Source organism: Candidatus Eisenbacteria bacterium (assembly GCA_016867495.1).
GTDB lineage: Bacteria > Eisenbacteria > RBG-16-71-46 > CAIMUX01 > VGJL01 > VGJL01.
Genome location: VGJL01000007.1, coordinates 1 through 18240, shown reverse-complemented (window position 1 = coordinate 18240; position 18240 = coordinate 1). Strand labels below are relative to the sequence as shown.

At 67.5% G+C, this 18240-nt stretch carries 14 protein-coding genes; 5 read left to right on the top strand and 9 right to left on the bottom strand.

Translation table 11 applies throughout. The annotated features are described in order from the left end of the window. The first annotated feature begins 87 nt into the window (after nt 1-87). Genes FJY88_02305 through FJY88_02295 form a run of 3 tightly spaced genes read left to right on the top strand, consistent with a single transcriptional unit; the run spans nt 88 to nt 4653 of the window. Nucleotides 88-870, top strand: a complete 783-nt coding sequence (locus FJY88_02305) for an SDR family oxidoreductase (protein ID MBM3286170.1) — start codon at nt 88-90, stop codon at nt 868-870. Beyond that, nucleotides 785-3610, top strand: a complete 2826-nt coding sequence (locus tag FJY88_02300; protein ID MBM3286169.1) for a hypothetical protein — start codon at nt 785-787, stop codon at nt 3608-3610. Before FJY88_02305 ends, FJY88_02300 begins: the two co-directional genes overlap by 86 nt. Before the next feature lie 35 nt (nt 3611-3645). Continuing rightward, nucleotides 3646-4653 (top strand): zinc-dependent alcohol dehydrogenase family protein, encoded by a 1008-nt coding sequence (locus FJY88_02295; protein ID MBM3286168.1) that lies wholly within the window; start codon nt 3646-3648, stop codon nt 4651-4653. Here the strand turns inward: FJY88_02295 and FJY88_02290 are convergent. The 4 genes from FJY88_02290 to FJY88_02275 form a co-directional block, all read right to left on the bottom strand. Continuing rightward, nucleotides 4650-5609 carry a hypothetical protein gene (locus FJY88_02290; protein MBM3286167.1) on the bottom strand — a complete coding sequence of 320 codons (960 nt, stop codon included), beginning with the start codon at nt 5607-5609 and terminating at the stop codon, nt 4650-4652. The genes FJY88_02295 and FJY88_02290 overlap by 4 nt on opposite strands. Then, complete coding sequence (locus tag FJY88_02285; protein ID MBM3286166.1) at nt 5606-6535, bottom strand: aldo/keto reductase; 930 nt, start codon at nt 6533-6535, stop codon at nt 5606-5608. The genes FJY88_02290 and FJY88_02285 overlap by 4 nt, the downstream gene beginning before the upstream one ends. Continuing rightward, nucleotides 6532-7605, bottom strand: coding sequence for a hypothetical protein (locus FJY88_02280; GenBank protein ID MBM3286165.1), 1074 nt, complete (start codon nt 7603-7605; stop codon nt 6532-6534). The genes FJY88_02285 and FJY88_02280 overlap by 4 nt, the downstream gene beginning before the upstream one ends. A 152-nt stretch (nt 7606-7757) precedes the next feature. Then, nucleotides 7758-9737, bottom strand: coding sequence for a hypothetical protein (locus FJY88_02275; GenBank protein MBM3286164.1), 1980 nt, complete (start codon nt 9735-9737; stop codon nt 7758-7760). A gap of 160 nt (nt 9738-9897) precedes the next feature. Here FJY88_02275 and FJY88_02270 point away from each other — a divergent pair, with 160 nt between their 5' ends. After that, the gene (locus FJY88_02270; GenBank protein MBM3286163.1) at nt 9898-10152 is read left to right on the top strand and encodes a hypothetical protein; all 255 of its coding nucleotides are present in this window, start codon (nt 9898-9900) and stop codon (nt 10150-10152) included. A gap of 85 nt (nt 10153-10237) precedes the next feature. On the opposite strand, the gene FJY88_02265 is transcribed toward FJY88_02270, so the two are convergent. From FJY88_02265 to FJY88_02245, 5 genes are all read right to left on the bottom strand, one after another. Beyond that, nucleotides 10238-11908, bottom strand: coding sequence for a hypothetical protein (locus FJY88_02265; GenBank protein MBM3286162.1), 1671 nt, complete (start codon nt 11906-11908; stop codon nt 10238-10240). A 77-nt stretch (nt 11909-11985) separates the two neighbouring features. After that, complete coding sequence (locus tag FJY88_02260) at nt 11986-13314, bottom strand: hypothetical protein (protein ID MBM3286161.1); 1329 nt, start codon at nt 13312-13314, stop codon at nt 11986-11988. Then, nucleotides 13274-14440 (bottom strand): SPFH domain-containing protein, encoded by a 1167-nt coding sequence (locus FJY88_02255; GenBank protein MBM3286160.1) that lies wholly within the window; start codon nt 14438-14440, stop codon nt 13274-13276. Before FJY88_02255 ends, FJY88_02260 begins: the two co-directional genes overlap by 41 nt. A 142-nt stretch (nt 14441-14582) precedes the next feature. After that, nucleotides 14583-15845 carry a hypothetical protein gene (locus tag FJY88_02250; GenBank protein MBM3286159.1) on the bottom strand — a complete coding sequence of 421 codons (1263 nt, stop codon included), beginning with the start codon at nt 15843-15845 and terminating at the stop codon, nt 14583-14585. A gap of 70 nt (nt 15846-15915) precedes the next feature. After that, nucleotides 15916-17076 carry a beta-lactamase family protein gene (locus FJY88_02245; protein ID MBM3286158.1) on the bottom strand — a complete coding sequence of 387 codons (1161 nt, stop codon included), beginning with the start codon at nt 17074-17076 and terminating at the stop codon, nt 15916-15918. A gap of 298 nt (nt 17077-17374) precedes the next feature. Here FJY88_02245 and FJY88_02240 point away from each other — a divergent pair, with 298 nt between their 5' ends. Continuing rightward, on the top strand, nt 17375-18223 hold the full coding sequence (locus tag FJY88_02240; protein ID MBM3286157.1) for a transcription termination factor Rho: 849 nt from the start codon (nt 17375-17377) through the stop codon (nt 18221-18223). Nucleotides 18224-18240: the final 17 nt, after the last annotated feature.

The following is an 18240-nucleotide window of genomic DNA, read 5'->3' as shown; positions in this document are numbered from 1 at the left end:
CCGCCGCTGCGAGAGCCGGGGAGCGCTGTTCTGCCGGCCATCCTGCCGGCTTGACCCCTTCGGGGGCGGCACCTAGAGTCGGTTGCCATGACGCTCCGAGGCTCGACGGTCTTCATCACCGGGGCAAGCAGCGGGATCGGCCGATCCTGCGCCGAAGCGTTCGCGCGGGAAGGGGCGCGTATCCTGCTCGCCGCGCGCCGGAGCGAGAGGCTCGCGGAAGCGGCGCGGGGGATCGCGGATCGACTCCGGACGGAGATCCATCTGCTCGTCCTCGACGTGCGTGACGAGCTGGCCGTCGAGAAGACGATCGCCGCTCTTCCCGATGCATGGTCCTCGATCGATCTCCTCGTGAACAACGCGGGACTGAGCCGCGGGCTCGACAAGCTGCAGGACGGGCGCCCGGACGACTGGGCGGAGATGATCGACACGAACATCAAGGGGCTTCTTCATGTCACCCGCGCCGTCCTGCCGGGGATGCTGCGGCGGGGAAGGGGACAGATCATCAACATCGGCTCGATCGCGGGCCACGAGTCGTATCCCGGAGGGAATGTCTACTGCGCCACAAAAGCGGCGGTCCGCGCGCTCTCCGCGGGGCTTCGGATGGACCTCGTCGACACGCCGATCAGAGTGACGACCGTCGATCCCGGTCTGGTCGAGACCGAGTTCAGTCTCGTCCGCTTCCACGGGGACGAGGCGCGGGCGCGACGCGTCTACCAGGGGCTTGAGCCGCTCACGCCCGACGACGTCGCGGAGGTTGTTCTCTTCTGCGCGACGCGCCCCGCGCATGTCGATGTGGCGGAGGTCCTCTTGCTGCCGACCGCCCAGGCGTCGGCGACCCTGGTGCACAGGAGGCCGGAGGCTGAACGATAGATGCCGCGGCCCGGCGGCCCAGATGGGCTTGACGGAGTCTGAGAGGCGAGCAGACGCGACGCGAGCGCGCCGGGGCATTCCCGCTTCGCCGGCCGCGCTATCGCGCGCATGCGGGGCGTTCGTGATTGTCCTCGCCCTTGGCGCGCCCATCCGATCGCCCGCGGGCGCGGCGGATTCCTTGGGCGCGACGCTCGCTCCGGCCATATCAGGCGCGGGGGATACCCTCCATGTCGCCCAGTGGCTGGTGATCGGGCCATTCCCCGTGGGATCACGCGAAGGGCTCGTCGATCCGGCCTGGCCGATCGATCCCGCGCGTGTCGAGCCCGTCGAGGGCGACTCCGTCCCGAGCCTGATGGCGCCGGGAGGGTGGGCGCGCTGGACCCGCGTCTCGTCGGACGGCGGGATGCTCAAGCTCGAGCACCAGGGGGTCGACTGGGATGCGCTGAGCGATCAATGGGGGGTCGCGGGGATCGTCGGCGCCGCGCTGGCCCATGGAACGATCGACCTCGACTCGCCGGGGAGCTACGGGATCGAGACCTCGGGGATCGGCACGCTCTACATCGACGGGGCGCGCTATGTGGGGAATCCGTACGGAATCGGGGAGTTTCGCGCGCCGATCGATCTGGAGGCGGGGCGGCATTCGGTGGTCGTCCGCGTTTCCGGATTCGGTCCCCGCGAAGTCTCGCTGCGTCTCGTGCGATCGAGAGGTCCGCTCGAGTTGCTGGCGGGCGACCTGACGCTCCCCGACCTTGTCGAGGGTGAGGCGCTCGAGGGCTGGGGGGCCGCTCCGATCGTCAATACGAGCGGACGCGAGATCCGCGGCGCCCTGTTGCGGTTCGGGGATGAGGGCATGGTCGAGGAGGAGACGGTCGAGATCCCGATCCCGTGCCTTCCTCCGGAGGGGATCTTGAAGCTCCCATTTCCGGTGTGGGCGCGGTCGTCCGCGCCGGGCGGGGCGTTCTGGCGTGGGAAGATCGTCGTCTCGGCGGAGGGAGTCGATCGGGCCTACCCCTGTTCCCTTCGCGTGCGGGAGAAGTCCGCCTCGCGGATCCTGACTTTTCGATCGAGGCAGGACGGATCGGTCCAGCACTGTGCCCTCCTGCCGCCATCAAGCGACAGTCGCGGGCCATTCGCGCTGATCCTCTCTCTCCACGGGGCCGGCGTCCGCCCGGATCCTCAGGCGGGCTCCTACGCGCCCAAGGACTGGGCCTACGTCGCGGCCCCGACGAACACGCGCCCCTTCGGCTTCGACTGGCAGGATTGGGGCAGGCGCAACGCGATGGAGACGCTGGACAACATTCTCGAGCGCTTCCCGATCGATCAGGATCGGGTGATCCTGACGGGGCATTCGATGGGGGGGCACGGCACCTGGCACGTGGGGCTCGCGCACGCCGACCGCTTCGCCGCCCTGGCGCCGAGCGCCGGCTGGGCGAGCTTCGCACTCTATGTCCCCTTCACGCTCCGGCGCGACGCGGCGGCGGCAGATCCGCGCCTTCGGGTCCTCTGGGAGCGGGCGATGGCTCCGGACAATCCGCTTCCCCTGATGGGGAACGCGCGCGGAATGCCGGTCTTCGTCCTGCACGGCGGAGCCGACGACAACGTGCCGGTCTTTCACGGACGGATGCTGAGCCAGAGGGCGCGCGAGGCGGGGGCGAGGGTGATCTACCGCGAGGCGCCGGGGATGGGACACTGGTGGGATCGTCCGGAGACGCCCGGAGTCGACTGCGTCGACGACTCCGAGATGATGGCCTTTCTCTCGACGCAGCGTCGCAGGAGCGATCCCGATACGGTCCATCTCGTGAGTGCGGATCTGGGCGTCTGCTCCCGCGCCCACTGGCTGACTGTGGAGGAGGCGATGCGCCCCCTGGATCGAATCGAGGTGGAGGCCCGCGTTCTGCGCGGGGAGGAGACCGGCTTCGAGATTCGCACCGCGGGCGTGCGCGCATTCTCGATCGACCCATCAGGCGTCGCCGCGCCGGGTCCGCTCTCCTTCCGCGCGGACGGCGGTCTGCTGAGGACCGAGTGGCGCGAGGGATCGGTGTTCTTCCGCCTGGAGGGCGGGCGCTGGGAGTTCTCCGGGGCGGAGCGGTCGCGGCGCTTCCGCGGACCGCTGAAGGCCGCATTCTTCGATCCGTTCGTTCTGGTCTACGGGACGGGGGGGGACGAAGCGCAGAATCGAGCGATGCGGAGGGCGGCCGTCCTCGATGCCCAGGCCTGGTATCTTCGCGCCGATGGCTTCGCGCCCGTTGTCGCGGACACGGCGGTGACCGAGAAGTTGATCGCGACGAGAAATCTGATCCTCTACGCGATTCCCGGCGCCAACGCTGTTCTCGCGAAGATCGAGTCGTCGCTCCCGATCGCGGTCGAACCCTTCGGAGTCGAGCTTCGCGGACGGGACAGGAAAGCCACCATCGGGAGGCACGACTTCGCCGAGGCGCGCAGAGAGCCTCCCGATCCCGGCGACGGACGCTTCTATCAGGGGAAGGGGCTGGCGGCCCGCTTCGTTGCGGCAAACCCGCTTGCGCCGGATCGACTGGTCGAGGTCATCGCCGGGACCGATCTGGCCGGCTTCGATCTCGCCCTGCTCTCGAATCCCTGCTCCTCGGGATCGGGATATCCCGACTTTCTGATCTACGACGCGCAGGTGAGGCGGGACGGATGGGCGGGGTTTAGGGCCGCGGGCTACTTCGACATCGACGGCCGCCTCCCATCGGTTGCGGGGGAAGCCTACTTTCGTTGATGGAAGCCGTCGCTTCCTGAGTCGCGGAGGATGAGATGCACGCGATGCTGCTTGCGAGGCCGGCCATGGCGCCGACGCGCCCGCTCTCGCTCGAGTCGGTGCCCGATCCGGAGCCGCGTCCCGACGAGGTGATCGTCAGCGTCTCCGCCTGCGGGGTCTGCCGGACCGATCTCCACGTTGTCGAAGGGGAGCTGGCAGCGGTGCGACTTCCGATCATTCCCGGCCACCAGGCCGTGGGGAGGATCGTGGCGCTCGGCTCCGCGGTCACCCGGTTTCGCCCGGGCGACCGGGTGGGCGTCGCCTGGGTCAACCGCCTCTGCGGATGCTGCGATCCCTGCATCGAGGGGCGCGAGAACCTCTGCGAGGCGCCGGTCTTCACGGGGCTTCATCGCGATGGGGGCTTCGCGGAGAAGGTCGCCGTCCCAGCTTCGTATGCCCACCCGATCCCGGCAGAGATGGGAGACGACGCGCAGGTGGCCCCGCTGCTCTGCGCGGGGATCATCGGGTATCGCGCCCTCAAGCGAAGCGGCCTCGAGCCGGGGATGCGGATCGCCCTCTACGGATTCGGCGCCGCCGCCCACATCGCGATCCAGATCGCTCGGGCGTGGGGTTGCGAGGTCTTCGTCGTCACGCGCGGAAAGGAGGCCGAAGAGCGGGCGCGCCGGATGGGAGCGGCCTGGAGCGGCGGGCCGGGCGAGACACCCCCGCGGCCCGTCGATTGCGCCGTCACCTTCGCGCCCGCGGGCAGCGTCATTCCCGGGGCCCTCCGCTCCCTGAGAAGGGGGGGCAGGCTCGCCATCGCGGGGATCTACCTCGATCGGATCCCCGAGCTCGACTACGACGCTCACCTGTTCCAGGAGCGAGAGCTGGTGAGCGTCACGGCCAACACGCGGCGGGACGCGAGGGAGCTGCTCGATCTGGCCGCGAGGATCGGGATCCGGACGGACATCGAGGTCTTCCCGCTCGAGGAGGCCAACGAGGCGCTCATCCGTCTGAAGGAGGATCGCCTCTCGGCGCAGGCCGCCGTGCTGCGGGTGGGCTAGCGCAGATTCGAGAGCAGGCGCTCGATCGAGATCGCCATCCAGACAGTGTCCGCGCTGCCTGAGGCGAGGATGATGTCCCTCCCTCGATGGGCGACCATGACGGGGCCTTGATATTTCATCTCGGCCGTCCAGCCGTCGGCATCGGCGATCCTGATCGGCCGGAGCCGCCCGACGCCTCGCCTCTCGATCGACGACCCGAGCCTGGCGAAGAGGACCTGGGCGCTGTCCGCGTCGGTCCCGCGCGTCCAGTGGAGGGTCAGCTCCGCGTCGTCCTTGCGGTAGCGGGCGGTCAGGGCGCGCTCCAGGCCCGCGAGGCCGAGCGCGCCCCGCGGGACGAAGCCGAAGGAGTCCTCGATGAGCCGCTCTCGGGGGAAGGCCTGCAGCTCCGGGGGAAAGGCCCTTGCGGCAAGGGCGTTGGCCGCGATCCAATCGGCGACTCGCAGCGACGCGGTCCGCCGAGGCTCATCGTCCGGATAGGCCCGGAGCTTCACGTAGGAGGTTCCGCCGAAGAAGGCGAGATCGCCCCCGCTCCGGTAGCCTTGCCCCCCGAGAGGAAGCCGGGGACCGGTGGAGGAGCGCTCGAGCATGTAGAGGCCGAAGCTGCCGAGCGCATCGGCCATCGTGTAGATCTCGACCGCGATCTCGGCATCCGTTCCCTCTTCCCGGTAGTAGGCCGCATCGAGGGACCTGCAGCCGAAGCTCAGGTACTGGTCGGCGGCGCCGTCGATGTGCCGCCAGAGATCCTCCGCCTCGAAGCGACGCCACGCCTCCGCGAGCGACCATCCCGGAAGGATGTTCGCGGGAGGGAGGACGGCCGCCGAGATCGCCTGTTCGACCTCGTGCGCCGCGGCCGCCTTTTCCGCCGCGACTGCCGGCTCAGGAGCGGCGACCGCCGGCCCAGGAGCCGCGACCAGCATCGAGACGCATAGGAAGGGAAAACTCGCCGCGCGGATCAATCCAGCGCCGCTCCGGATGCCTGGATGAACTCGTCGATCTGATCCATCATCGTGAAGCTGATCAGCGCGGTGTCCATTCCCGATTCCTTGAGAGCCCACCGCAGAGCGGCGATGTGGAACGGATGCTTGCCGGACTTGAACTCGGCGAGACTGTCGGCGCGCGCCGAGGTCAGGATCTTCATGGCCACGAGGCCGATCTCTTTCTTGCGCGCCTCCTCGAGCATCGCCGGGATGTCGGGATCGCCGTAAGGATCGTAGCTGCAGAGAATCACGTCCATCCTGCCCGCGTCGATCACGGGCCTGAGCTCGGCGGCGAGGTTGGGGCCGTGATGGGAGATGCCCGTGAAGCGGATCTTCCCCTGCTTCTTGAGCTCGTCGAACGCAACGTAGACGGCCGGATTCGCAACCGCATCGGGGTTCCCGCCGTGGATCATCAGGATGTCGACATAGCTGGTCTTCAGCCTCTCCAGGCAGCCGTCGAGCCTCGTGATGATGCTTTCCTTCGTGGCGTTGCCGTCGAGATCGAGCTTCGTGCAGATGACCATCTCGCCCCGCCGCCGGGCCGCGACTTCCCCGATCGCCCTCTCGCACCCCCCGCGGGCGTAACTCTCGGCCGCGTCGAAGTAGTTGATGCCCAGATCCAGCGCATACTCGACGAGCGCGGCCTCCGTGACCGTCCCCGCGCCGAAGCCGATGTCCGAGACCTTGAGCCCCGTCTTGCCGAGGGTGTTGTAATGCCGGATTCGGCCCTGGTCCGCCGACGGGGTGGTCTGCGCGGGCGGATCGGCCGCCGGGGCCGCGCCGGCCGCCATCGAGAGGGCGATGGCGAGCGGGAGCCCGAAAAGCCGCCTGCGCACCGACAGCGCCTCCCCTCCGATTCCTGTCCTACCGGATGGCCGCGTGACGATGGAGCCCTTCATGGTCATTCCTCCTTCTCGGGAGTCCGAGCGACGCTCAGTCGCAGCGCGTCACCCACCTCATAGGGCTGGTCGCTTGTCATCCCGACGTAGGCCTTGACGAGCCAGAGCGCCGGGGTCTGATTGAAGGTCGCCACATAGTCGCCGGATGAGACATCCGAGAGCCCCTGCGGATCCCTGAGGAGGAGGTGGCGGGTCCGCATGCCCCTGATCTCCACCTCGAGCGTCGACCGATCCTCGGCCTGCAGCTTCTCAAGGTCGGCGTTCGTGATGTTGGTGATCAGGCTGCCCCGGCCTGAGACGCCGAGCACCACCCCCGAGAGCGCTCCGTCCGCGGCGACGGCGGCGGGCGCCGTCGTCTCGGGCCTCGAGAACGAGGACTCTTCCATCTCCGCGTTGAGCGCGAGATCCGTGAAGCGCGTGAGCGGCTGGAACTCGTTCCCGTTGGTGACGCAGGTGCCGTGCATCGAAGTCGGAAGCTTGAGTCCGCCGACATCCAGGTAGTCGGAGAAAGTGTAGAGGTTCTTTCTCTCCCGGAGAGTCGAGTCGGGCACGATCTCGACGATCCTGTCCAGCAGGCCCGTCTCGCCGTCGAAGTAGAAGGTCCTGCGCGCGCCGTCTTCCCGCGCTGACAACAGCAGATCCCACGAGCGTCCGCGCTTGGCTTCGCGGCCCGCGTGGGCAAGGGGGATCGGCTTGAGCTCCCGGTCGAGGAGGCCATGGAGGAAGCCCTCCCTGAAGCCGACCTCCCGGAGCCCCTCGATCGCTTCCCCCGTGAGCTCCCGCGACATTCCGTAGTAGGACTGCCAGTACTTCTCGCCGTCGAAGACGGTGATGCGATCCCGCGCCTCCATGCGGAAGCGCCCGTCGGAGAGGAGCTTCAAGTCGTACTGGTTGCCATATGCCTCAGCGGTCGCGTGGAGGGAGATGTTCTTCAGTCCTCGCAGCGCCTCCAGCCCTCCCGTCGCCTCGATGAACCTGTCGAGCGCGGCGGCGGCCTGCGGGTCATTCATCGCCGGCCCTCGCGCCGGCGCGCCGATCATCAGCAGGAACGATAAGAGAAGGACTGCAGGTTTCATCACTGGCCCCTCCAGGGAGTTCCGGTCCGCGGCCCGGCCGCCGCCTGCTCGCGGGGAGCGAACGCGATCGCCTTCCCCGGAGAGTTCCGGCGGCCTCGATCGTGAAGGATGATCCTCCGCGCGCGGAAGGAGAGTCAAGGGGGTGCGACGGTCTACTTGACGACAGCGATCATTCGGGAGGATCGGTCCTTGCCTGAGGCGGCGGTGGCGAAATAGATCCCCGGACAGACCGACCGGCCGGAGATGTCGCGCAGATCCCACAGGACCGTGTTTGTGCCGGCGGACCAGGAACCACGGTTCCAAGAGCGGACAAGCCGGCCGCCCGCGTCAACGATGCGCAGTTGAGCGCGCTCGCCGCCGACCGGAAGCCAGAGGCGAAGGACAACGCTCCTGCTCGCCGGATTGGGGCTGGAGGTGAGACTCATGGTGCGCCCCTCGCGGGTATCTTCGATCGCCGCAAGTGATGGGCAGATATCTCCCAGGGTGGCCTCTACGAGCGCCAGGTCGGTTTCATTCACGAGCCCTGATCCGTCGAGATCAGCGCAGAAGTCATTGGAACCCAGCCGGGCCTTGACGTAAGCGACGTCGTCCTCGAGGACGACGCAGTCGCCGTTCACGTCAGGGGACTTGGCGCCGGGCCATACTCGCAGGGGCATTTGGAATCCGTCGCAACTGAGGTCCGCGGACCCCGCTTGGGAACAACCGCCGCCGGAGATAGAGAAAAGAGCCACGCCCCCGCTGTCGGTGACCGCATGGACGAACGGGTGTTCCTGCCCGGCGTCCCACGTGAGGGCGGCATCGAGCGGGGCGGAGAACTCGATCTCGAGAGCGTGGCCGACAGGCGGGGGTATGATTGGGCAGCGGTTGTAGGCGCGGACAGCGGTCCCGGGGAGGCCGGCTGGCGAGATCAGCAACGCGCGCGGGGTCTCGTAGACTACGCTGTCGTAACGCGGCGCAACCCCGTGGCGCACGAGAAGCGTGGGAACGCCGTCCCTCATCTCGATGTAGAAGACCAAGATGTCGGCGAACTGCTCGTCCGTGGTCAGGGCGATCGAAGACTTGTCGAGCCCGCTCTCGGTAAGAACGTCGAACTGATCCGCTCCAACCCCGGGATGCTCGACCGCCGTATGTCGTCGGAGACCGCCAAGCAGGACCTCAGTGAAGGTTTCATAGTACTTGGGTACGTAACCCCCATCCCCACACTCACCGACGCTGTAGTCGAGACCGGCGGTGCTGGGACAGATTGACGGGATCTGATCGTCGGTCGAGACACGCTCCACAGTCCAGTCGTAGAAGCGCCGGTCCGTGCGCCAGACCTCCGTGATGCCGTCCGGTTCGGTTACCTCGTATGCGACTGAGATGTCATTAACAAGAGCGTCGCCGCAGCAGACGGAGGATTGGATCGATGGATGGCGGCACGGCGATGAGACCGGCGGTGTTCGTTCCTGGGTTCCCCACCCGGACTCCCACTCTCTCACGTAGATCTGAGGGAGTCCGTGGCGCCAATCGGCCCAAGATACGAAGATCGTCTGCATCCAGGAACAAGCCAGAGACGGATCGCGGGCGTTGGCCGGATTCGTCGAGACGCTGGATGGCGGTCCCCATGTTGTGCCGGACCACGTTCTTGCCCACAGGCGAAAGGAGCTCGCTGTGCTGTCCTCCCATGCGACCATACCGGCGTAGTAGGTCGCGGCGACGGCCGGAGCCCTGGAGGAGACGTCGTCACAGGTGAGACATTCCTCCTGCGTCCACTGCCCGGCATGAAGTCTGCGGGACCAGATCTCAGTATGGCCTGACCGATCGTCCTCCCACACGACGCAGAGGTTCCCCATCATGTCCGCCAAGTGCGGGTTGCGTGAGTCGGAGGCACCGTCCGCAACGGGAAACGGCGTGGCCCATCCCGCGGCATCCTTGGTGCAGAGGTAGATGTCGCCCTCTTTCTCGTACACGACGCGCCACTGGCCTTCCCAGTAGATGGCCGATGCTCCGGAGGAGGACGGGAGGATCGTGACCGGCGAATCCACCACCTCCGCATCATCCCAGGTGAGATAGGGGATCGCTCCGAAACCGAGGTTGGCGATGCCGGCGAGCGCGATCGCCGGCAAGAGGATTCGGACTGCGAGGGCTTTCATGGCGCTCCTCCTGCTTTGCCGAGCGCAACCAGCATACGGCTTGGCCGTTGGCTTCGCAATGGCTCGATAGGACATGGCTCGATAGGAGACTCGACAGGGGATTCGACAGGAGATCGAAGGGAGATGGCTCGACAGGACACCGCCAGTCGGACGGCCTTGATTGGCGTGTCATCGAAAGGAGCTGCTCGCTTCGTTTGCAAGCGTCACCGATCGAGAGAGGATCGAGAACATCGAGGAGATGATCTACGAGGCGTTCTTTGTCGGCGGCGCAAGAAGAGGAGTGGTCAAGCGACAGCTCAGTCGATGGATGGGGACAAGCTCCTCCGGACGCCAGAGCCGGGGATACGCCGAGGTGAAGGCACTCTACGACTTCCTGAATCCGGAGACCTCCCGGGCGGAGAAAGCCCCCCAATAGCCCTCCTAGTTCACGAAAGCCCCGGCCCCGACTCCCGGTCGGGCCTGCCGCCGTCCGGCCGCCCCTCAGATCCGGTCGAGTTCCCCTAGCGGGGCGGGTCGAAGATCGGCGTCGGGATCGCGAGCTTGGGAATCAGACGCAAGACCGTGCTGGTCGCGATCGACACGGTCGGATCTGCCTCTCGGTCGGTTCTCCAGGCGATCTCCACGCGGATCGGCTTCTGGGATGACTTGCGCAGGCCGAGAAGGAGCCCTCCGCCCAAACCGCCGCGCCAGGAGACGCCGCGGAATCCCTCCCGGGGAGAGGGGAGCCCGGCATCGACAAAGAGGTTGGCGCCGATTCCGACCCACGCCACTTCGATTCCGCTCCAGATCCTCTGCTCGAGCGTCGCCAGAAGATAGTCTCTCGCCTCGAACTCCCGCGTGGTGAAGCCGCGCAGGCCCGAGGCGCCCCCAAGGTAGTGGACCGAAGTCGCGGGGCGCTCCTTGCCTCGGAGGAGAAATCCCTGGGCGATCGTGAGAAGCCTGGGAGAGGGTTGCCACATCGCCGTCATCGCGCCGCGAAGGAGCCGATCTCCCGCGCGGCGGTCCGAGCGGAGGAAGAGATCGCCGTAGGCCTCGATACCGATGCTGAGATGAGGCAGGGGGATCAAGGCGCCGGCCAGAGTCGACTGGAGCAGGAACGCATGGTCTCGATCCTCTCGCCATCTCCTGTTGGGCAGGGCGGTGAGGTGGCCCATGAAGCCCACCGGATAGTCCTCGACCACGCCATAGCGCTCGAGGTTCATCGCGGGGACGAAGCGGCGGCTCGTCGCGCATGCGAAGGCGAGGGGCCCGCCGTGCCTTCGCTTCTCGAAGGCCGGCGGGGGGGGCGCCTCCTCGAGGAGGCTCTTCGCCTCACCGTGCGGATCGATCCGTCGCTCCACCCATCCGGCGCCGTAGCCGACCTGAAGCGCTCCGGACGGGTAGCGCCCCAGGTGGACGCCCGCGCTCTGTCTCTCGAAGCCCGACGAGCCGACCTCTTCGCCGGACTGAAAGAACCGCTTCTCTCCGCGGGTCAGATGCCCGCCGATGCCCCATCCCCACTCATCGAGCGGAGTCTCGGGCAGCCGCCCGAGACCGATGGAGCGCGTGGCAGCCTCGCCCTGCTCCGAGAACTGCAACGACAGGCTCCCGCGGGTCGCAGCCAGGCGGGGCAGCTCGACCATCCCGATGAAGGCGTCCTGGTCGGTCGAGAGCATCTGCGACCAGTAGAGCGTGTTGCCGCTTCCGAGGAAGTTGCGGTCGCGCATGCCGAATGTCAGGGAGGAGATCTCCGCCTGCTTCTCGTAGGAGAGGATGATCCCCAGGGTCCAGAGATCCTGTGTTCGAACGCGAACGACGGCCATGCTGTCGCGCACCTGATGATCGATCGCGGCCCACTCGAATAGCCCGCGCTGCCGCAGGAGGTACTCCGACTCCCGCAGGCGAAGCGTGTCGATGGGATCCCCCTCGCGAAAGAGGAGCTCGCGCCGGATCACCGTTTCGCGCGTCATCGCGTGGAGGCGATTGGTCGCCCGCATGAACCAAGGAAGCCCGGCCTCGGCGTTGTTCGGGAAGATCGGGAGGCGCTCGATCTCGATCAGGCCGACGCGCGGAGCGTCGACGGAGGACTGCGGCCGCGCGGCCTGGTGCGGCGAACAGAGGAGCGCGAGCGCCGCGATCGGCGAAAGGAGCCCGAGATGCCGTCTGCGCTTCACAAGGATGGAGGATAGCACGGCGCCGCGCGTGGCTCGGAGGGCAGGGCGCTGGACGTCTTCGACCGGATCCGAGAGGCGAGCGGTCGCGCCGCCGGTCAGATGTGCCTGCCGTGCTCGAGGAGGTTCCGGTTCACGCAGAGGGGGATCGCGTGTTGGATGAGATCGGATCCATGCGACTCGAACGGGACACAGACCAGGGTCGCCTCCTCGACATCGATGCGCGCCCCGGCAAGGCGAGACATGACCGGGCGGGCGGGACGGGCCATGCGCGCGACGATCACCCTGACGGCGTCGATCGCTTCGTTTCGCGCGAGGGTGACTGGGTGGATCGGGAGGCTCTCCAGATTCGCCTCGGCTGACGGCTCCGGGCGGGCGAGGGTCATCGTGGCGGCGATCCGGAGGTAGTGTTCGGGGTGGAGCTTGAAGGCGGGACTCCAGAAGTGGAGGGGCCCGTCCTCGCGACCGACGCCGGGAGTCTCCGGCAGATTCCCCAGGCGGACCAGATCGACCCGCGTCCTCAGAGACAGGCCCTCGATGCTCGCCCGGATGCGCCAGAAGGGGAGGAGGCGGGCGCTCTCCGATACGCCGGGAAGGCTGGCCAGGGCAACTTTGCTCCAGCGGCGGTCGTCGGCCTCCCAAGCGGTCCGGCAGGTGGGGCAAACGAGAACGAGGCTGTCCCGCTCGCCGATCAGGCTCCATCCGCACTCCGGACAGAGGGTCGGCAGGAACTGCACGCCGAGATTCTCTCTGTCGATCTGATTCGCGGCATCCAGCGGGCGGCCGCCCCCCGCGGAGACCCGCCGGCCCGCGGCCGCGAGCGGCCCGCGCCGCGCGGCGAGGAGCCTGTCCGCCGAGGTGAGCGGCGCCCCCACGACCGCGTCAAGAATGCCGTCGCGCAGGATCACCGGAAGGTGGACGACGCTCATCGTCTCGCCAAGGAGGGTCTCGAAGATCCTCGATTCCTCTAGGGGACTGCGGAGCGATCTCAGGGTGGCCGCCACCGCAGTCTCGAGCGTGACGCTCGGAGCGAGGAAGCGGCCCTGCGTCTCGGGCGTCGCGAAGCGAAGTCTCATCGCCTGGGGCCGGAAGCCGAGGGTCAAGGGGAGGGCGTCGTCCTCGATCGCCCTGAAGGTGCGATCGACGATCGAGTGGACGAGCCCGGATGAGGTGCAGGTCAGGACCTGCCCCTTGATCCGCCAGTAGGGGATGTAGAACAGGTCGGGATCGAACGGATCCTTCGGCGGGAGCAAGAGGCGGCGCGGGCCCGGTCCCGCGATCTGGAGCCGGACGCGGCAATAGCCGCAAGTCAGGAGCCGATCGGTCTCCTCGAGATCGACCGGGCCCCCGCACTGCGGGCACTCATGCAGGATCCGCAGGGACGGGCTAGTCGAGCTTCTCGCCGCACTGGTTGCAGTGGGTCGCATGATGCATGTTCTCGGTCCCGCAATGCGGGCACGTCCTGGGGCGAGGCTTCTCCGATGCCGCGACTCCGCAGCCCGGGCAGTACCTGGCGTCCGGGGGCAACTCCACGCCGCAGGAAGCGCACCGGGCGTGGATGATCTGTTGCTGGCCGCAATGCTGGCAGAACCGCGCGCTCGCCTGGATCGGATGCGTGCAGGCGGAGCACGTCGAGACGGCCCCCCATGCCTGTCCCTCCTGGGTCATCGCGTCCTTGCCGGCCGGACCGATCTCCTCCCGCATTCCGTGAGCGAGATGAGGGGCGAAGAAGGCGGGCATCATCATCCCCATCCCCATGCCCAGGCCCGTCCCGGCCGCCCCCTCGGCGGCGGCAGCCTTCTCGACGGCCATCGCAGCCTTCATCCGAAGCAGCTTGTTGAGGTCCTCGAAGAGGGAGAGGCGGCTCTTGTCATCGATCGCCCGCTGGACCTCCTCGGGGGGAGTGATCGAATCGATGTAGAGGTCGGCCAGGGCGAGCCCCAGACGGTCGAAGTCGTCCCTGAGGCGGGCGATCAGGCCCTGCGAGAGGGTCTCGTAACGCCCCGGCAGATTCAGAAGAGTGTCGAGCTCCTCGCCGAGGTGGTCGTTCAGGCGCGAGACGATCACGCGGCTCAGGTACTCCTCGAGGTCGGCCGTCGAGTAGATCCCTTGCGTCCCGACGACGGTGTTGATGAAGAGGACAGGTTGCGCCACGCGGATGTTGCCGATGCCGAAGGCGCGCAGGCGCACGAGCCCCAGCTCCGCGTCCTTGAAGGCGACCGGCTCGCGCGTCCCCCACTTGAGATTCGTGAAGAGCTTCATGTTCGCGAAGACGACCTCGGCCCGCAAAGGGCTGGTCATCCCCCAGGGGATGCTCAGGATCTTGGTCAGGATCGGCACGTTGGCGGTCTTCAGGGTGTGGCGCCCCGGTCCGAAGGCGTCGTAGGCCCGGCCTTGATAGAAGAGGACCGCGGCCTGGCTCTCCCTGACGGTGAGCTGCGCGCCCCACTTGATCTCGGCCGACCCCTGCTCGGGAACCCGGTGAACGATCTCCTTGCCGCTCGGGTCGAACCACTCGATGACTTCAAGGAACAGGACGCTCTGCGTGGCCATGCTGTGGATCCCTCCGTGAAAGGGCGGAGCCCCGGCCGGATCGGGGAGTTCTCCCCGCCCCCGGCCGCCGCCCCGCCTATCTATCGGAGGGATGCGGCCCGATGTGTAGCCGCCAGTTTGAACCAGATGCCCTCAACCCACTCTAGAACTCGTAGCTCACGGACGCCCTGTTGAACATGTAGGAGAGCGCGGTCCCCAGGTCGAGCTGAAGGTCGGCGCGGAGCTTCTTGTGGCGAAGCCCGATCCCTGTCGTGACCGCCGGGGCGCGAAAGCCGCGGCTGGTGTCTGTCTCATTCACTGAAACGGAGGCGTGCGGCCAGCTCCGCTCCAGCTCGCTGCTCGAACGAACATCCTCGTAGCACTTCGAAGCTCCGGCGCGGAGGGCGAGCCACGGAAGCGGGATGACCTCGGCTCCGGCGAAAGCGGTCGCCTGGAACCGGCGCGCCGTCGTTTGACGGATCGAGACAACCGGGCCGGGGAAATCTGTGTCGCGCATCTGGGTCCGGGTGAGGGAGAGGCCGCAGCAGAAGAGGCGAACCTGTCCGAGTTGCCCCATCCAGGCCAGATCTCCATAGACGCTGCTCGTGCGCGGTCCGGCTGCGCGATGTCCGGGAGCGACATCGAGCCCGTCGATGCTGTACTTCTTCACGTCCTGCTCGCCTCGCTCCCATCCGCCTCCCAACAGGGCGCGCAGGTTTCCTCCCCGGAGTGGCTGTGTGAAGAGACCGGTGGCCTGCCAGCTCGGCCGGTCGATCGGATCGGTCCGCAGGATCTCCTCGCGCGGGCTATCGATCTGGCGCCGTTCGATCGAGCGCCGATCGAATCCGAATCCGAGCGCTCCGTCGAGACAGGTTCCGCCCGGATCCCCCGCGCGCCACCCGAGGATCCCGTAGTAGAGATCTCTCTTCGTAGACCGGTCCCCATGACGCAGTTCCGGCCCGGACTGCGTCACCAGGCGGTACTCCTCCGTCGCTTGATCGAACCTGTGGCTGTAGAGCCCGGCAATCCCGATCATGACTCCGCCCGGCCGCCATCCCGTCGCTCCGATGCGGACTTCCTCTGATCCTCGCGCGGCCAGGAAGAGGCGAGGGGATCGAAGAGGGGGAATCCACAGGACCCTTGGGACTCTCGATGACGGCGCGAGGTTGGCCGATTCCTCTCGGCAGATCCCAGGGGGACAGGGACAGCCTCGGTCCAGACCCGGGTCGGCATAGATGCCGCTCGAGATCTCGTCGGCAAGGGTCGGGAAGTACTCCACGCTCGCGTCATCCCGGCCGAGGCCGACCGGGACTTGCATGCTGCTCCACCGCGTGGTGGTCGCGGGCGCGGGCGCGGCGCACAGGGAGATGGCTCCGAGGACCATACAGCCGACGATTGCTCCTCTCGACGAACGGCTACGGTTCATGGCGAACCTCCTTCTTGTGGGACGACAGACTCCGACACCCAACTCCGCCGGCATATTAGGCCCTTTCCGATCAAGGGAGAAGGGGACCGAGACGGGGCCGCCTCCGGCGCCTCGAGCGTCTCGTCCGCAGCGTGGCCAGAAAGAGCCAGATCGAGACGGCCACCGCGATCAGCGCGATGACCAGGTTCAATCCCGTCTCGGTTCCGCCGAAGAGAGCTCCTTCCACTCCCGCCTCGAGAGCGCGCCGCCATCCGATATCGGTGTTCTGGAGGATCACGATCACGACGTCACGGTCGCCGCGGCGCAGAAGCCCGGTCTGGTACCCGGGGGAGTCGCCAGAGATCTGAAACGGCAGAAACCAGCGGCTCTCGGCTCCGCGCGGGACCCCGAACAGGAGATGCTTCGATTCCGCCGGCAGGATCTCCCCGCCGCGCAAGGCAAGCTCCCATCGGAAGAGATCCGCGGCTGTCGTCGCGATCTCGCGCATTCCGAGGCCATCGGCGCCGGCGGCAGAGGCCTCCGCCGGCCGAAGCCGGATCGCCGCTCGCCTCAGGCTCGAGTCCAGCATCGAGAGGAAGGGGCGCAGGGTCGAGGAGCGACCCATCGCCTCGAGGAGGGCGTGGGGCCCCTCGTGGCCGCGCGCGATCCCTTCTCCATCTCGCGCGAGGCGGTGCGCGAAGGTCGTGCTGGTCATGCCCGCCTTGCGGAAGATCCTCTCGCGCAGGTACTCCTCATAGCTCGTGCCGGAGGCGGTCTCGACGATAGCCTCGAGCAGGCGGCCCGATTCGACATCCGCCCTCGCGATCAACTCGGCGATGGTTCGATCCGCGCCGTCCACGATATCCCCGGGCAGCAACGCGTCGACCCGCCGGCTGAGGTCGAGCTTCCCCTCGTGCGCGAGACGAAGGACGGCCGCGAGAGCGAACTGCCTCGACATTCCTCCGATCGGGAAGAGGGTCTGGACCGTGTTGGGGGCGCCGGTCGAGCGGTCCGCCGAGCCGTACGCCTCGTGGAGGACGATCAGTCCGTCCTTGTAGACCAGAACGACGCCGGAGAAGCCCAGGGGGACCTTCGATTCGAAATAGAGGTCAAGCCGTTCGCCGGCCGAAGGCCCGACGAAGGATGTCTCCAGCACGCTTGCCTCATTCGCCCCAGCGGGCGGGGATAGGGCGGCCCAGGCCGCGAGACAGCCGAGCGCGAGACAGCCGAGCGTGAGACAGATGCCCCTCATGAGCACCGAGCTTAGGACCGGGTAGAGTCGGCCGCCAGCCCGGACCTGGCCTCCCGGCGGGCATCTCGCGCTGTCATCCGGGCGCGGGAAGGGCTAGGCTCGCCGGGGAGTGAGGCGGGGGCGTGGCGTCACCAGTTCAGGAGAACGAGTGCCAGCAAGAAACGTCGGGTCGAGTGGACGCGGCGACCGTCGCCGCCCGAGAGCGGGATCGCGGGGGAGCGAGCGGAGGTTCCCTCATGCCCGTCCTCCTCAGGCCGCCCCTCGACAGAGGGGAGCGGATCTCCAGGGCCTCCTCGCGATGCTCCAGCGGGGAACGAGCATCGATCCGTTCGAGAGAATCAGGCTCGAGGGGGATCCGCGGGACCTCTCGACGCGGGCCTGGGACCTGATCGCCCCCATCGGCAGGGGACAGCGCTGCCTGGTCGTCTCCCCTCCGAAGGCCGGCAAGACCACCCTCCTGATCGAGATCGCCCACGCCGTCGAGCGCAATCACCCCGAGATGGCGGTCCATGTGCTGCTGGTCGATGAGCGTCCCGAGGAAGTCACGCACTTCCGGCGAGGGGTCAGGGCCAAGGTCCATGCCGCGTCGTCCGATCTCTCCGCGACCGAGCATGTGGAGCGCACCGAGGAGGCGATGGCCGAGGTCCTGCAGAAGGTGCTCGCCGGCGAGGACGTGCTCCTTCTCCTGGACTCGATCACGCGCGTCGCGCGGGCCTACAACAATGTCCTCTCGGGGACGGGCAGGACCTTGACCGGCGGGCTGGATGCCTCGACCATGCAGGCCCCGCGGCAGATCTTCGGCGCGGCAAGGAAGATCGAGGAAGGGGGAAGCCTCACGATCGTCGGCACGGCCCTCGTCGATACCGGATCGCGCATGGACGAGGTGATCTTCCAGGAGTTCAAGGGCACGGGAAACACCGAGCTCGTCCTATCCCGCGACCTCTTCGAGAAGAGGATCTTTCCCTGCATCGACATCGCGAAGAGCGGGAGCCGCAAGGAGGAGAAACTGGTCCCGCCGGACCTTCTTCCGCGTCTTCAGATGCTCCGCCGCGTCCTCGCGGGGAAGAAGCCCGATGAGGCGATGCAGGGGTTGCTGACGTTGCTGCAGAAGTTCCCTACGAACGAGGCGCTTCTCAAGAGCTTCTAGGCGCATCGGACCGAATC

Excerpts from the sequence above, each read along its gene's own strand:
- FJY88_02285 (MBM3286166.1), bottom strand. The coding sequence starts at position 6,535 with ATGACCATGAAGGGCTCCATCGTCACGCGGCCATCCGGTAGGACAGGA.
- FJY88_02275 (MBM3286164.1), bottom strand. The coding sequence starts at position 9,737 with ATGAAAGCCCTCGCAGTCCGAATCCTCTTGCCGGCGATCGCGCTCGCC.
- FJY88_02300 (MBM3286169.1), top strand. The coding sequence starts at position 785 with ATGTCGATGTGGCGGAGGTCCTCTTGCTGCCGACCGCCCAGGCGTCGG.
- FJY88_02250 (MBM3286159.1), bottom strand. The coding sequence starts at position 15,845 with ATGAACCGTAGCCGTTCGTCGAGAGGAGCAATCGTCGGCTGTATGGTC.
- FJY88_02255 (MBM3286160.1), bottom strand. The coding sequence starts at position 14,440 with ATGGCCACGCAGAGCGTCCTGTTCCTTGAAGTCATCGAGTGGTTCGAC.
- FJY88_02260 (MBM3286161.1), bottom strand. The coding sequence starts at position 13,314 with ATGCGACCCACTGCAACCAGTGCGGCGAGAAGCTCGACTAGCCCGTCC.
- FJY88_02280 (MBM3286165.1), bottom strand. The coding sequence starts at position 7,605 with ATGAAACCTGCAGTCCTTCTCTTATCGTTCCTGCTGATGATCGGCGCG.
- FJY88_02295 (MBM3286168.1), top strand. The coding sequence starts at position 3,646 with ATGCACGCGATGCTGCTTGCGAGGCCGGCCATGGCGCCGACGCGCCCG.
- FJY88_02305 (MBM3286170.1), top strand. The coding sequence starts at position 88 with ATGACGCTCCGAGGCTCGACGGTCTTCATCACCGGGGCAAGCAGCGGG.
- FJY88_02240 (MBM3286157.1), top strand. The coding sequence starts at position 17,375 with ATGCTCCAGCGGGGAACGAGCATCGATCCGTTCGAGAGAATCAGGCTC.
- FJY88_02245 (MBM3286158.1), bottom strand. The coding sequence starts at position 17,076 with ATGAGGGGCATCTGTCTCACGCTCGGCTGTCTCGCGCTCGGCTGTCTC.